This window comes from Flavobacterium sp. GSB-24, assembly GCF_027924665.1.
GTDB lineage: Bacteria > Bacteroidota > Bacteroidia > Flavobacteriales > Flavobacteriaceae > Flavobacterium.
The window spans coordinates 1,166,954-1,180,495 of the sequence record NZ_AP027043.1 but is presented as its reverse complement, the minus strand read 5'-3'; the positions used below and the strand labels follow the sequence as shown (position 1 = coordinate 1,180,495).

Genomic DNA, 13,542 nt, shown 5'->3' with positions numbered 1-13,542 from the left:
AATAATTTTCTTTGGTTTTATTATCAATAAAAATGATCTTTTACATAGATTTTTGAAAGGCACAAAGACACACCCTTGTAAAAGAGAATTATCCAACAAACAAACTTTTTAATTGTTGAATTTATAATTTATTCTTCAAAAAAGCGCAAGTAATTGCGAAAACGTTATATTTGTATCTCTAAAAATCATCGAAAAATGAATCCTAAAATATTGATCATTGGTGCCTGCGGTCAGATTGGAACAGAGCTGACGCAAAAACTGCGCAAATTATACGGAACCGAAAATGTAATCGCTTCTGATATTCGAAAATTAAATACTGATGTTGTTAATTCGGGACCTTTTGAAGTGGTCAATGCTTTAGATTTTAATCAAATTGAACATTTGGTAGAAGTTCATCAAATTACTGATATCTATTTAATGGCGGCACTTTTATCTGCTACTGCTGAAAAAAATCCTGCTTTTGCCTGGGATTTAAATATGAATTCTCTTTTTCATGTTTTAAATTTAGCGAAAGCAAAAAAGATTCAGAAAATTTTCTGGCCTTCGAGTATTGCGGTTTTCGGACCAACGACTCCAAAAGAAAACACGCCACAATATACTGTAATGGAACCTTCAACAGTTTACGGAATCAGCAAGCAAGCTGGAGAAAGATGGTGCGAGTATTATCATAATATTTATGGTGTTGATGTTCGAAGTATTCGTTATCCTGGTTTAATCAGCTGGTCCACTCCTCCAGGCGGCGGAACTACAGATTATGCTGTTGATATTTTTTACAAAGCCATTGCTGATAAAAAATACGAATGCTTTTTATCGTCTGAAACCAAAATGCCGATGATGTATATGGATGACGCTATTGATGCAACAATTAATATTATGAAAGCTCCTGCTGAGCAGATTAAAATACATTCTTCTTATAATTTGGCTGCAATGAGTTTTACTCCGACAGAAATTGCGAATGAGATTAAGAAACATATTCCTGATTTTGAAATCACTTATAATCCAGATTTCCGTCAAAAAATTGCTGACAGCTGGCCGGCAAGTATTGACGACAGTTCTGCCAGAGAAGACTGGAACTGGAATCATAAATTTGATCTGGAATCTATGACAAAAGATATGATCGAGCATTTGAGTTAAACCTTAATGATCTAAAAATAAAAAGTCCCGTTTATTAATTTAAACGGGACTTTTTTTATTCTTTAAATGAAGATTATTTCACGTCAAAAACATTGTTTGCAGCTTTTACATCAGCCATTAATCCGCTCGGATCAATAGTGATTTTTTTGATTGCAGTTTTGTTTTTATCGATTGTAAAACTATAGTTTTGCTGTGCCCAAGCCCAGTCTTCTAAAACAGTTCTTTTTTGATTTGGATTTGGATTCGGTTTAATAAAATTCATCATTCTTAACGGAATGTAGAAGTTCTCAGAGGTTCCGTCAGTATAATCTACTTTTAAGTCGATTGGCATTGGCATTCTTCCAATTCTCTCCAAAGTTACAGTTGTTTTTCCTGCATTATCAGCAAAGTCTTTAATTCCGTAATCAATCGTATTTAATGTTTGCGTCCAATCTGTTAAATACCAATCTAGCTCAGCTCCAGAAACTCTTTCTGCTGTTCTTTTGATGTCATTTGGAGTTGGATGTTTGAATTTAAAATCGTTGAAATATCTTTTTAAAGTAGCATCAACATTTTCTTTTCCAATTACATATTCTAATTGAGAAAGAAAAATACTTCCTTTTACGTAAGAAGAAATACTATAAGGACGATTTTCGTCATAGCGATCTCCGTGTGTACTTTGCGGCTGTTCTTTTCCAGAATTTACTAAACTATAATAAGCAGCATAATTGCCCTTAAATGGATTTACTTCTTTTTTATCTCCCTTTAATTCGTTCAAAGCGCTGTCTTCAATGTAAGTTGTAAAACCTTCATCCATCCAAGGATGTTTGGATTCGTTTGAAGCTAAAATATGCTGAAACCAAGAGTGTCCTAATTCGTGTGTTGCAGTCCCAAGAATTCCTTCCAGTTTTCCATTTCCTAGCATTAAAGTACACATTGCATACTCCATTCCACCGTCTCCACCTTGAATAAATGAATATTGTTTGTACGGATAAGCTCCAACTCTTTGGTTGTAATAATCCATTACTTTTACCATTAATGGCTCTAATTGTTTCCAGTTTTCTGCCACTTTTGGAGTGTTTTTATAGAAAAAATGCAAATCAACATCGTTTGGTCCTTTTACAATATCATGTGCATATTCTTTGTCTGCTGCCCATGTAAAATCGTGAACATTTGGAGCAATAAAATGCCATGTCAACGTTTTTGCTTTTTTAGGATAAGTAACCGTCACACCAGCATCTTCGTAACCGTGTCCAATTGAATTTTTGTCTTGTAAATATCCAGAACCTCCAATTGTGTATTCTTTATCGATTGTAATTTTTACATCAAAATTTCCCCAAACACCGTGAAATTCTCTCGCAATATACGGATCTGCGTGCCAGCCTTCGAAATCAAATTCAGCTAATTTTGGATACCATTGTGACATCGAAAGTTCAATTCCCTCCGAATTATTTCTTCCCGAACGACGAATTTGCACTGGAACTTGTCCGTCAAAATCTAATGTGAAAGTAGTTTTTGAATTTGGTAAAATTGGTTTAGCCAAAGTAACTTCTAGAATAGTTCCTGAAACTCTTGTTTGAGCTGCAGTACCATCCTGCTTAAAATTTGTGATTTTTAAAAATCCAATTTCATTTGGTTTTAAAGTTTCAATTCGGCTTTGTTTTACATCTTTTCCGTCTGCACCTTTTACTTTATTTACCATTCTTCCGTCTGGATCTTTGATAAAATGAAGACGCGCATCCATTTCACTTCCTGGCTGAAAAGCATTTGGAAACAAATGATAGAATACTTTTCTTAAAGTATCAGGAGAATTATTGGTGTAAACCAATTCTTGTTTTCCTTTATACTGATAGTTTTTTACATCCATTGAAACCTCCATTTTGTAATCGGCGTGCTGCTGCCAATATGAGGTGTTTTGGGCAAAAGCTGTGTTTAAACCAAAGCTCAGGAAAGAAAGTAAAATAATTTTTCGCATGTTTATATGTAATAGAAAATGGAAGAGCGCGAACTCTTCCATTAGATTAATAGTGTGTTATTCTTTATTTTTTAGACATCTTCTCTGCCATTAATAAAGCGTTATAAGCATTTACCATTTTTGCAGTTTTTGATGATTCTGCAGAAGAAACCGCTACTGGTTTTTCATTTGGATTTGGATTTTCTCCCAAAATGACTTTAGAAGGAAGTGCAACTCCAGAATCCATCAAAATCTTCTTAACTTGAGCAGCTTTTAATTTTGGGTAGTAAGAACGAATTAAAGCCGCAACACCCGCTGCATTTGGAGATGCCATCGAAGTTCCTTGTAAATATTTGTATTTATTGTTTGGAACTGTTGCGTAGATTTCTTCACCTGGAGCAAATACGTCAACATTAATTTTTCCAAAGTTAGAAAATGGTGCAACAACCGTTTCTCCGTATTCTTTATTGATTGCTCCAATTGTGATTACATTATCAGCAAATTCTTTTACGTTGTCTTCAGAATCATTTGGATAATTGATGTTTTTTGTCTCATCGATATTGTATCCGTCGTTTCCAGCAGCATGTACAATTAAAACGTCTTTTTTAGCTGCATATTTAATAGCATCGTAAACCCATTGTTTGTGCGGAGAAAAGCTTTTTCCGAAACTTCCGTTAATTACTTTTGCACCATTATCTACTGCGTAACGAATTGCTAAAGCGATATCTTTATCATACTCATCACCGTCTGGAACAGCTCTCACAGTCAGAATCTCAACGTTTGGCGAAGCAACTCCGTCTCCTCCTAAATTGTTTCCACGGATTTGTGCAATGATTCCAGCAACGTGAGTTCCGTGAAGTGCTTTTTCTTTATCTGGACCAAAAACAACATTATTTCCATAATGATTGTCTTTAATATCTTCTGGATTATCGCCTACGACTTTTCTTCCGTCAAATTCTTTATTTAAATTATAATTCAATTGATCGTAAACTTGCTCTTTATATTCTCCAAAATCAGCTTCTGGGTTAAAAGTTGGACCAGCATTTGTAAAAATTTGAGTCATTATTGCTTTTGCTCTAGCAACTTTTGAATCTGTTGACGTAATAGATGCTAAATCCTCAACTTTATAATCTGTTTTATTTAGTTCTTTTTTGATAGTATTATGAATATCTAATAAAAAATCAACTTGTTCTTTATCTTTTAGAGCTTTTTCGTATTTCTCGTTGTATTGGGCTAAAGCTTCTTTGTATTGAGCAGAACCATCGTCTCCTTTTTTGACAATACGTGTCATTTCAAGATTTTCATTAACAGCATTTCCAAGGAAATTCCATCCGTGAACATCATCAATAAATCCGTTTTTATCATCATCGATTCCGTTTCCAGGAATTTCTTTTGCATTAGTCCAGATCATTCCCTGCAGATCTTCATGTTCGATATCTACACCAGAGTCTACAATACCAACAATAACTTTATTGCCTTTTTTACCTTGAAGCAATTCAGTTAAAGCTCTATCAACACTCATTCCTGGGATAGAATCTTTTACTAAATCAAGATGACTCCATCTTTTTAGTTCGTTTTCACTAACTGGTGCTTTTTTAACAACTGCTAAAGGAGCAACAATTGGTTGTTTTGGCACTGATTTTTGCGCTTGCAAACTTGCACTGCATCCTGCTAAAACAAGTAATGCAAAAGCAGATAATTTAAGAGGTTTTATATGACTCATGTATCTATTATATAAGTAAAGTTAAAAGATGGGTCTAAATTATGCTTTTTTGTTACAAAAAACTAACTGTTAACAATGTGTTATGAAATTTTAATTAAAATTTACCATCATGAAAATTAGCATAAACAATTAAAATTCAAATCATTGTAAAGCATCTACATATTAAAAACTCTATATTAAAAAAGAATAACGTGAATAATTGTCCACTTATCAAAAAAGCTTACAACTATATTAAATGATTTAGAGAATCATATTTAAAAAAATGAATGAATATAAAACTTAATCTATTAGTAAATAAACCTCCGCTTAAAAAATCTCCTCGCAGGTAAAAACCTCTTTTAATCGAACTTCTTTATCCGTATGTTCAACTGTTATTATTTGGTTGTGTGCATCATGTTCCAGAAACAAATAATATGATATGAGTTGATATAATGGAATTTGAATCAGATACTTATTGAATGGACCGTAGTATCTTAGATTGAAACATCAATTCTTTTTTAAAACTTAATCAGTTTAAGATAATAAATTATTCTAAATTTTAACATGTAAAAACTTATAATTATGGTCGTTTTTATTTATTTTTGCAGATAAAATATTATTTTATTTATAAATCTGATTATTGTAAACAAATTTTTATGAAAATAAAATTACTCTTATTATTGCTATTGGCAAATTTTTGTATTTATGGACAGTATACTACTATCTCAGATGTTAATTTTGAAAACAAATTAATCAGCTTGGGTATTGATTCAGGTGCTCCAGACGGTCAGGTTTTGACTTCCAATGTAGCTACTTTGACTTTTTTGAATGTTAGCAACAGTTCTATTACTGACATTACAGGAATTGAAGATTTTACTGCGTTAAGATACTTCAATTGTAATAATAATAGATTGACTCAATTAAACTTATCTCAAAACACCGCATTAACCAATTTAGAGTGTGGTAATAATCTGTTAACAACATTAAATCTTACTAATAATCCTCTCTTAAGTAGCCTGCAATGTGCAAATAATAACTTAGCATCGCTTGATTTTTCTAACAATACAGCAATAAAAATTATTGACTGTAACCACAATCAGCTTACAAGCATAGATGTTTCTCAACAGTTATTGCTGGAAGGCTTAGATTGTAGATATAATAACATCAAAATTCTCGACGTCTCCACTAATTTGAAACTTGATCGCTTATGGTGTAATAATAATTTACTAAAAAGTCTCGATCTGAGTAAAAATAATAAACTGAGTGTGATGACAGCGCACTCAAATTTGTTAACTTATTTAAATATAAAAAACGGAGCCAATTATTTATTCAATCCTAATGCTTCTTATGCCACATTTTATGGCAATCGCCTGGAATGCATTCAGGTGGATAACGTAGAAGATGCTAATAAAATCTGGTCTCAAGTAAAAGATCCCATGACAAGCTTCAGCACAGACTGCGGAGCGTACACATTAATTCCAGATGTCAATTTTGAGAACAAACTCATTACACTTGGAATTGACCGAGATGGTGTTAACGGAAAAGTTTTGACTTCAAATGTTGCTTCAATAACAACATTAAATATTTATGGGAATTCAATTGCTGACTTGACAGGAATTCAGGATTTTACCAGTTTGACAACCCTAGATTGTTCTAATAATCAAATTACCACTTTAGATCTTTCAAAAAATATAAAATTAATTAATTTGAGATGTACTCAGAATAAATTAACGACTATCGATATATCAAGGAATATAGATTTGCAAGATTTGTCTTTGTCTTCCAATAAATTGATTACAATTGATGTTTCTAAGAATTTAGCACTAAATACGTTAGGACTTTACAACAATAACCTCACGAGTCTAGATATATCGAATAATTTGGCGTTGAAAAACTTATATTGTAATGAAAATCAAATAACATCAATTGATTTATCTAAAAATTTAGCATTAAATACATTATGGATTTCTTCAAATAAATTGACAAATTTAGATTTATACTCTAATTTAAATTTAACTTCATTAAATTGTGATCGAAATCTATTAACTAGTTTAGATCTTACCAATAACACTACATTAACATCGTTAAGCTGTGCCTCTAATAATCTGAACTGTATTCTGGTTGATGATGTAGCTTATGCCTTCAAAAACTGGAGCATTACAAAAGATGCCACTGCGAGTCTCACTAAAGACTGTAACGCTGTTACATTAATTCCAGATATCAATTTTGAAACTAAATTAATTAGTTTAGGCCTAGATTCTGGAATTCCCGATGGAAAAGTGCTAACTATCAATATTGCACCTATTAAAGAATTAGATGTAAAAGGATCTGAAATTACCGATTTAACAGGAATTGAAGCATTTAAAGAATTAGTCAACTTAAATGTGGACGATAATCAATTGCTGTCATTAAACCTTTCCTCAAATACAAAGCTGCTGTCATTAAGTGCAGAAGAATGTCAGTTAAAAAATATAGATCTTAGAGCAAACACTTTATTAGAATTTTTATTACTTAATAAAAACCAATTAACAACACTAGATGTTTCTTCCAATTCAAAATTGACTGGATTGCATGCTTCTGGAAATAAATTAAAAAATATAAATATTAATACAAATACTTTATTACAACATTTATCACTTAGTGACAACGAATTAGCAACATTGGATATTTCTTCAAATACAAAATTGATTGGAATATTAGCTTCTAAAAATAAATTACAAAATATAGATCTAAAAGCGCAAACTTTACTCCAATATTTAATACTTAATGAAAACGAATTAACAACATTAGACCTTCCTTTAAATGCAAAATTATATTGGTTAAATATCAATAGTAATCAATTGACTTCATTAAATATAAAAAATGGAAACAACACTTTATTGACCGATATCTCAATTTTAGACAACCCAGAATTAAAATGCATTCAGGTCGATGATGAAAATTATTCAAATACAAACTGGGCAGAAAGAAAAGACCCAACAACCGTTTATTCAACAAACTGTACTACTTTAGGTGTTGAAGATTCTGTTTTCGACAAAGTAGTAGTTCATCCAAACCCAACAAAAGGAGAAATAACTATTGATAATACTTCATTAGACAAAGCAACAGTTTACAATTCATTGGGCCAATTGGTAAAATCTTTTACTTTAAATAATGCCAATACAAATAATACGATCGATTTATCTGGTTTACCTAAAGGAGTTTATTATGTTTATTTAATCAATGGAGATGCCGCTTCTGCGAAAAAAGTAATTGTAGAATAATCACTATTCGTAAAAATTAAAAATCCCATTTTCATTCAGTTGAAAATGGGATTTTTTATAGTTTAATTTCTATCTTAAAAAATCTCCTCGCAGGTAAAAACCTCTTTTAATCGAACTCCTTTTTCGGTATGTTCGACCGTTATAATTTGATTATGAGCATCGTGCTCTAAAAACAAATAATGATTTTGGTCTGCTGCCAAATTCAAGAATTTTGATTTTTCAGGCATTGTTAGCAAAGGTCTTGTATCGTAGCCCATAACATAAGGAAGTGGAATGTGTCCGGCAGTCGCTAATAAATCGGCACAAAAAACGATTGTTTTATCTTGGTATTTGATATAAGGAATCATTTGTTTTTCGGTGTGGCCGTCTACGTAGAAAATTTCAAAGCCCATTTCTTTTGAAAATCCAAAATCGGTTTCTCGTCTTTCGATGAAATTCAATTGTCCGCTCTCCTGCATTGGTAGAATATTTTCAGATAAAAAAGACGCTTTTTCTCTTGGATTTGGTTTTGTAGCCCACTCCCAATGATTTTCATTTGTCCAGAATTTTGCATTTTTAAAAGCTGGTTCATATCCTGTTTTATCAGAATTCCATTGAACGCTTCCGCCGCAATGATCAAAATGAAGATGCGTCATAAAAACATCTGTAATATCATCTCGGTTAAAACCATATTTGGCTAGAGATTTATCTATAGAATGAGATCCCCAAAGTGAGTAATAACCAAAAAACTTTTCCGATTGCTTATCGCCCATTCCTGTATCAATTAAAATCAAACGATTTCCGTCTTCGATCAATAAACAGCGTGCGGCAATATCAATGAGATTATTAGAGTCAGCAGGATTTGTTTTGTTCCATATTGTCTTTGGAACAACACCAAACATAGCACCGCCATCTAATTTAAAATTTCCAGATTCGATTGGGTAAAGTTTCATGAGTTTGATTTTGTAAAAGAACAAAGCTAGCAAATACAAAATCCTTTTACTACAATTTATTTTTAAAAAACGCTTATTCTAAGGTAATCGAAGCGCTTCCCATTATTTCCTGCTTGTCGAAGAAATTGACAAAATAGGTTCCTTCTTTAAACTGGTCATTTAGAATTCCATACACATTTACCGATTTACCCTGAAAATCTGTGCTCACAATAAAACTATATACCAGAGCTTTATCATTTCCAAATTCAATCAATTTATTATCACCCAAAACATTATTCTTCTGGTCGAGTACTTGAATGTAAAAGATTCTTTTTCCTGTTTTTGCAACAACATTTCCATTAACAGTAAAAATAGCTTTAAGTTTTTTTGTGCTTTTTGCCTTTGTAGTTTCCAGTTCTGCTCCCGAGCTTTTTTCGCGCAGAGCAATTACTTTAAAATTGCTTAGAGAAAGTTTTGATGCATCTTTTAAGGTAGACTCTAATTTCTTTTGTTTAGAAATAAGTGTATCATTTTCTGCTTTTTGGTTGTACATTACAACATTCTGACTTTCAATTTCTGTCAATAAATTTTTATTCTGAGATTTCAATTTCTTAATTTCTAACACTTTTCCTTCTAAAGAAAAATTCAAATCTGAAAGTTGATTTCTAAATATTTTAATTTGAGCAGCAGATGGATTTTGAGAAGCCTTAATGATTTCCATTAAATTCTCAACATTCTTACGCTCTAGTTCCAACTCTTGAGATAGCGCCGTATTTTCTAAAATAGCAACATCGTATGCGGCCTTGAGTGTATTTAGAGAATCTAAAATATTTTTTTGTTCCGTGTTTTCTGTATTAACAAATGGAATTTTGGAAGTACTTTCTTTTTTAACCTTATTTTCATTTTTATCAGACTCATTGCTAAAAACTAGTACTGCAGCACCTACTCCAAAAACAAAAAAAACTGCAAAAAAGATTTTTACCCAATTATTTTTCTGTTGTTTTTTCATAATTACTCACAATTTATTGCAAAAGTACCAATAAAGCATGGGTTGTAATTGAGTATAAATACTTGTTTTTTAACATTTATAGGCAATAAATTCAATTTAAAATCGTAAAATTAATTTATTCGAATTATTAGCCTCTTTTTTCAGGTTGATTTTATCAAAATAACTAATATCTATTTTCACATTTGTTATAATAATGTGAACCGTTATGGAAAAAGGTTTTTAAGTCGTATCTTTGCAGATAATTTCTATTTAACATTGAAAATTAGCGCTTTAAATCTGTACTAAATTAATTACAGACAAGAAATGCTTATTAAAAACAAACATCTAAGAACAATGATAAAAGTTTCTGATACTGCCAAAAAGAAAATCATCGACTTGATGACTGACGATGGTTTTGACGCCGCAAGCGACTACGTAAGAGTAGGAGTGAAAAGCGGTGGATGCTCTGGCTTGTCTTATGATTTAAAATTTGACAAAACCAAAGGAGAAGACGACAAAATATTCGTAGACAATGATATCCAAATTGCTGTTGAAAAAAAATCATTTCTATATTTAGCTGGAACAATTTTAGAATTTTCTGGCGGATTAAACGGAAAAGGATTTGTTTTCAATAATCCAAATGCAAGCAGAACTTGTGGCTGCGGAGAATCATTCTCTCTTTAGTCAAAGCTGAAAGTCGTAAGTCGTGAGGACTTAAAATGACTTTCGAACTTTAGACTTTAAAACTATTTAGACAATAAAAAAATAATGAGCAAATACACCGAAGACGATTTAAAAATCGAACTGGAAACAAAAGAATATGAGTACGGATTTTATACCAATATAGAATCTGAGACTTTCCCTATTGGCTTAAACGAAGAGATTGTTAGAGCTATTTCGCTTAAAAAAGAAGAACCTGAATGGATGACCGAATGGCGCATCGAGGCTTTCCGTGCTTGGAAAGAAATGATCGAGCCAGAATGGGCAAACGTAAATTACGAAAAACCAGACTTTCAGGCAATTTCTTATTATTCAGCTCCAAAACAAGTAGATCCTAATAAAACTTTGGATGATGTTGATCCAGAACTTTTAGAGATGTACAAAAAGTTAGGAATTTCTGTTGATGAACAAAAAATGATGAACAATGTCGCAATGGATATTGTGGTCGATTCTGTTTCTGTAGCAACAACTTTCAAGAAAACTTTGGCTGAAAAAGGAATTATTTTCTGTCCGATTTCTGAAGCTATTAAAGAACATCCTGAATTAGTAAAAAAATATTTAGGGACTGTTGTACCTCAAAAAGACAACTTCTATGCAGCATTAAACTCAGCGGTTTTCTCTGATGGAAGTTTCTGCTATATTCCAAAAGGCGTTCGTTGTCCAATGGAACTTTCTACTTACTTCAGAATCAATCAGGCAGGAACAGGACAATTCGAAAGAACCCTTGTTATTGCAGATGAAGGAAGTTATGTTTCATATCTTGAAGGATGTACAGCTCCAAGCCGTGATGAAAACCAATTGCACGCTGCTGTAGTTGAATTAATTGCTTTAGATGATGCTGAAATTAAATATTCTACTGTTCAAAACTGGTTCCCTGGAAACAAAGAAGGAAAAGGCGGGGTTTACAACTTCGTAACCAAAAGAGGTTTATGCGAAACAAACGCTAAAATTTCTTGGACACAAGTTGAAACTGGTTCTGCTGTAACTTGGAAATATCCTTCTTGTGTACTTAAAGGAGATAATTCGGTAGGAGAATTTTATTCAATTGCTGTTACTAATAATTTCCAACAAGCTGATACGGGAACTAAAATGATCCATTTAGGAAAAAATACTAAATCGACTATTATTTCTAAAGGTATTTCTGCTGGAAAATCACAAAACAGTTACCGTGGTTTAGTGCAAATCTCTCCAAGAGCAGAGAATGCAAGAAACTTTTCGCAATGTGACTCATTGTTAATGGGTAACAATTGCGGTGCGCATACTTTCCCTTATATCGAAAGTAAAAATCCATCAGCAAAAATCGAGCACGAAGCAACTACAAGTAAAATTGGAGAAGATCAAGTTTTTTACTGCAACCAAAGAGGTATTCCAACTGAAAAAGCGATTGCCTTAATTGTAAACGGTTTCAGTAAAGATGTATTGAATAAGCTTCCAATGGAATTTGCTGTAGAAGCTCAAAAATTATTAGAGATTTCTTTAGAAGGATCTGTGGGATAAAAGTTTAAAGTTTCAGGTTTCAAGTTTTACAAATGCTTTGATCCTTAAAATAGAAACTTTTCACAAAACCTAAATTGAAAAATAAATAGTTTAAACAAAAAAAGATTTTAAAGTAGCATTTCTTAAAACTAAGAATTTGAAACTTTAAACTTTAAACAAAAATAACATGTTAAGTATAAAAAACCTTCACGCCTCAATTGGTGATAAAGAAATCCTTAAAGGAATTAATATAGAAGTTAAAGCTGGAGAAGTTCACGCTATTATGGGACCAAACGGTTCTGGAAAAAGTACACTTTCTGCTGTTATTGCAGGAAACGAAAACTACGAAGTTACAGACGGGGAGGTAATTCTTGACGGAGAAGATCTTGCTGATTTAGCTCCTGAAGAAAGAGCTCACAAAGGAGTTTTTCTTTCTTTCCAATATCCGGTAGAAATTCCAGGAGTTAGTGTAACTAACTTTATGAAAACTGCTATCAACGAAACTCGTAAAGCAAACGGTCAGGAAGAAATGCCGGCAAACGAAATGTTGAAAGTAATTCGTGAGAAATCTGAATTATTAGAAATCGACCGTAAATTTTTATCTCGTTCTTTAAACGAAGGTTTTTCTGGAGGAGAGAAAAAAAGAAACGAAATTTTTCAAATGGCAATGTTGGAACCAAAATTGGCTATTCTTGACGAAACCGATTCTGGTCTTGATATCGATGCTTTAAGAATCGTTGCAAACGGAGTTAACAAATTGAAAAGCGACAAAAACGCAATTATCGTTATTACTCACTACCAACGTTTGTTAGACTATATCGTTCCAGATTTCGTTCACGTTCTTTACAACGGAAGAATTGTAAAATCTGGAGGAAAAGAATTGGCTTACGAATTGGAAGAAAAAGGATACGACTGGATTAAAGCGGAGAATTAATATAGTCTGAAAGTCGAAAGTCAAAAGTCGAAAATAGAGCAATGAGTAAATTTAAATCTTTTGAAGAAATAAATTCTTGGCAAAAATCTCGAATCTTCAATAAGAAAATATATTTGATTACTGAAAATTCTAATTTTAAAAAAGACTTTGATTTTGTTAGACAAATAAGACGTGCATCCCTTTCTATATCATCAAATATAGCAGAGGGTTTTGAGAGAAATACAGATAAAGAATTTGTTTATTTTTTATATGTAGCCAAAGCATCCGCAGGAGAAGTCAGATCTCAATTATATTTAGCTTTTGATTTAGAATATATTATAAAAGAAGAATTTGAAATGCTTTTAGAATCGATAACAGAAATATCGAAGTTGCTAAGTGGTTTCATTAAATATTTGAGCCCAAAGTCATAAAGTCGAAAGTCATAAAGTCAAAAACTTTATGCTTTAATTCTTGACCTTAGGCAAAAACAGTCGACAATCAT

Annotated in this window: 10 protein-coding genes and 1 pseudogene; 6 read left to right on the top strand and 5 right to left on the bottom strand. The window is 32.1% G+C overall.

Going from position 1 to position 13,542, the window contains the following annotated elements:
- Positions 1-195 precede the first annotated feature (195 nt).
- Positions 196-1,134: an L-threonine 3-dehydrogenase gene (locus tag QMG60_RS05365; protein ID WP_057115643.1), complete on the top strand. Its 939-nt coding sequence runs from the start codon at positions 196-198 to the stop codon at positions 1,132-1,134.
- A 73-nt stretch (positions 1,135-1,207) separates the two neighbouring features.
- Here the strand turns inward: QMG60_RS05365 and QMG60_RS05360 are convergent, their stop codons facing one another.
- The 3 genes and pseudogenes from QMG60_RS05360 to QMG60_RS05350 form a co-directional block, all read right to left on the bottom strand.
- Positions 1,208-3,088 carry a M1 family metallopeptidase gene (locus tag QMG60_RS05360; RefSeq protein WP_281867124.1) on the bottom strand — a complete coding sequence of 627 codons (1,881 nt, stop codon included), beginning with the start codon at positions 3,086-3,088 and terminating at the stop codon, positions 1,208-1,210.
- 64 nt (positions 3,089-3,152) lie between these two features.
- The gene (locus QMG60_RS05355) at positions 3,153-4,790 is read right to left on the bottom strand and encodes a S8 family peptidase (protein WP_057115639.1); all 1,638 of its coding nucleotides are present in this window, start codon (positions 4,788-4,790) and stop codon (positions 3,153-3,155) included.
- Positions 4,791-5,096: 306 nt separating this feature from the next.
- Positions 5,097-5,207 (bottom strand): annotated as a pseudogene (locus tag QMG60_RS05350) (MBL fold metallo-hydrolase); the annotation flags it as partial.
- A 218-nt stretch (positions 5,208-5,425) separates the two neighbouring features.
- Here QMG60_RS05350 and QMG60_RS05345 point away from each other — a divergent pair.
- Complete coding sequence (locus QMG60_RS05345) at positions 5,426-8,032, top strand: leucine-rich repeat domain-containing protein (RefSeq protein WP_281867123.1); 2,607 nt, start codon at positions 5,426-5,428, stop codon at positions 8,030-8,032.
- Positions 8,033-8,106: 74 nt separating this feature from the next.
- On the opposite strand, the gene QMG60_RS05340 is transcribed toward QMG60_RS05345, so the two are convergent.
- Both QMG60_RS05340 and QMG60_RS05335 read right to left on the bottom strand, forming a co-directional pair.
- A complete protein-coding gene (locus QMG60_RS05340) occupies positions 8,107-8,964 on the bottom strand; it encodes an MBL fold metallo-hydrolase (RefSeq protein ID WP_281867122.1) in 858 nt (285 codons plus the stop codon).
- Positions 8,965-9,037: 73 nt separating this feature from the next.
- The gene (locus tag QMG60_RS05335; RefSeq protein WP_281867121.1) at positions 9,038-9,952 is read right to left on the bottom strand and encodes a hypothetical protein; all 915 of its coding nucleotides are present in this window, start codon (positions 9,950-9,952) and stop codon (positions 9,038-9,040) included.
- A gap of 333 nt (positions 9,953-10,285) precedes the next feature.
- Between QMG60_RS05335 and QMG60_RS05330 the strand changes: the two genes are divergently transcribed.
- The 4 genes from QMG60_RS05330 to QMG60_RS05315 all read left to right on the top strand — a co-directional run bounded on the left by QMG60_RS05330 (position 10,286) and on the right by QMG60_RS05315 (position 13,471).
- Positions 10,286-10,615: an iron-sulfur cluster assembly accessory protein gene (locus QMG60_RS05330; RefSeq protein WP_012023267.1), complete on the top strand. Its 330-nt coding sequence runs from the start codon at positions 10,286-10,288 to the stop codon at positions 10,613-10,615.
- An 84-nt stretch (positions 10,616-10,699) separates the two neighbouring features.
- Positions 10,700-12,148: a Fe-S cluster assembly protein SufB gene (gene sufB / locus QMG60_RS05325; protein ID WP_281867120.1), complete on the top strand. Its 1,449-nt coding sequence runs from the start codon at positions 10,700-10,702 to the stop codon at positions 12,146-12,148.
- Between the two features lie 166 nt (positions 12,149-12,314).
- Positions 12,315-13,061, top strand: a complete 747-nt coding sequence (gene sufC / locus QMG60_RS05320; RefSeq protein WP_029271512.1) for a Fe-S cluster assembly ATPase SufC — start codon at positions 12,315-12,317, stop codon at positions 13,059-13,061.
- Between the two features lie 41 nt (positions 13,062-13,102).
- Entirely contained in the window at positions 13,103-13,471 is a 369-nt protein-coding gene (locus tag QMG60_RS05315; RefSeq protein WP_194632431.1) for a four helix bundle protein, read from the top strand.
- Positions 13,472-13,542: the final 71 nt, after the last annotated feature.

Coding starts and splice junctions, on each gene's coding strand:
- QMG60_RS05365 (WP_057115643.1), top strand. CDS start 196: ATGAATCCTAAAATATTGATCATTGGTGCCTGCGGTCAGATTGGAACA.
- QMG60_RS05360 (WP_281867124.1), bottom strand. CDS start 3,088: ATGCGAAAAATTATTTTACTTTCTTTCCTGAGCTTTGGTTTAAACACA.
- QMG60_RS05355 (WP_057115639.1), bottom strand. CDS start 4,790: ATGAGTCATATAAAACCTCTTAAATTATCTGCTTTTGCATTACTTGTT.
- QMG60_RS05345 (WP_281867123.1), top strand. CDS start 5,426: ATGAAAATAAAATTACTCTTATTATTGCTATTGGCAAATTTTTGTATT.
- QMG60_RS05340 (WP_281867122.1), bottom strand. CDS start 8,964: ATGAAACTTTACCCAATCGAATCTGGAAATTTTAAATTAGATGGCGGT.
- QMG60_RS05335 (WP_281867121.1), bottom strand. CDS start 9,952: ATGAAAAAACAACAGAAAAATAATTGGGTAAAAATCTTTTTTGCAGTT.
- QMG60_RS05330 (WP_012023267.1), top strand. CDS start 10,286: ATGATAAAAGTTTCTGATACTGCCAAAAAGAAAATCATCGACTTGATG.
- sufB (WP_281867120.1), top strand. CDS start 10,700: ATGAGCAAATACACCGAAGACGATTTAAAAATCGAACTGGAAACAAAA.
- sufC (WP_029271512.1), top strand. CDS start 12,315: ATGTTAAGTATAAAAAACCTTCACGCCTCAATTGGTGATAAAGAAATC.
- QMG60_RS05315 (WP_194632431.1), top strand. CDS start 13,103: ATGAGTAAATTTAAATCTTTTGAAGAAATAAATTCTTGGCAAAAATCT.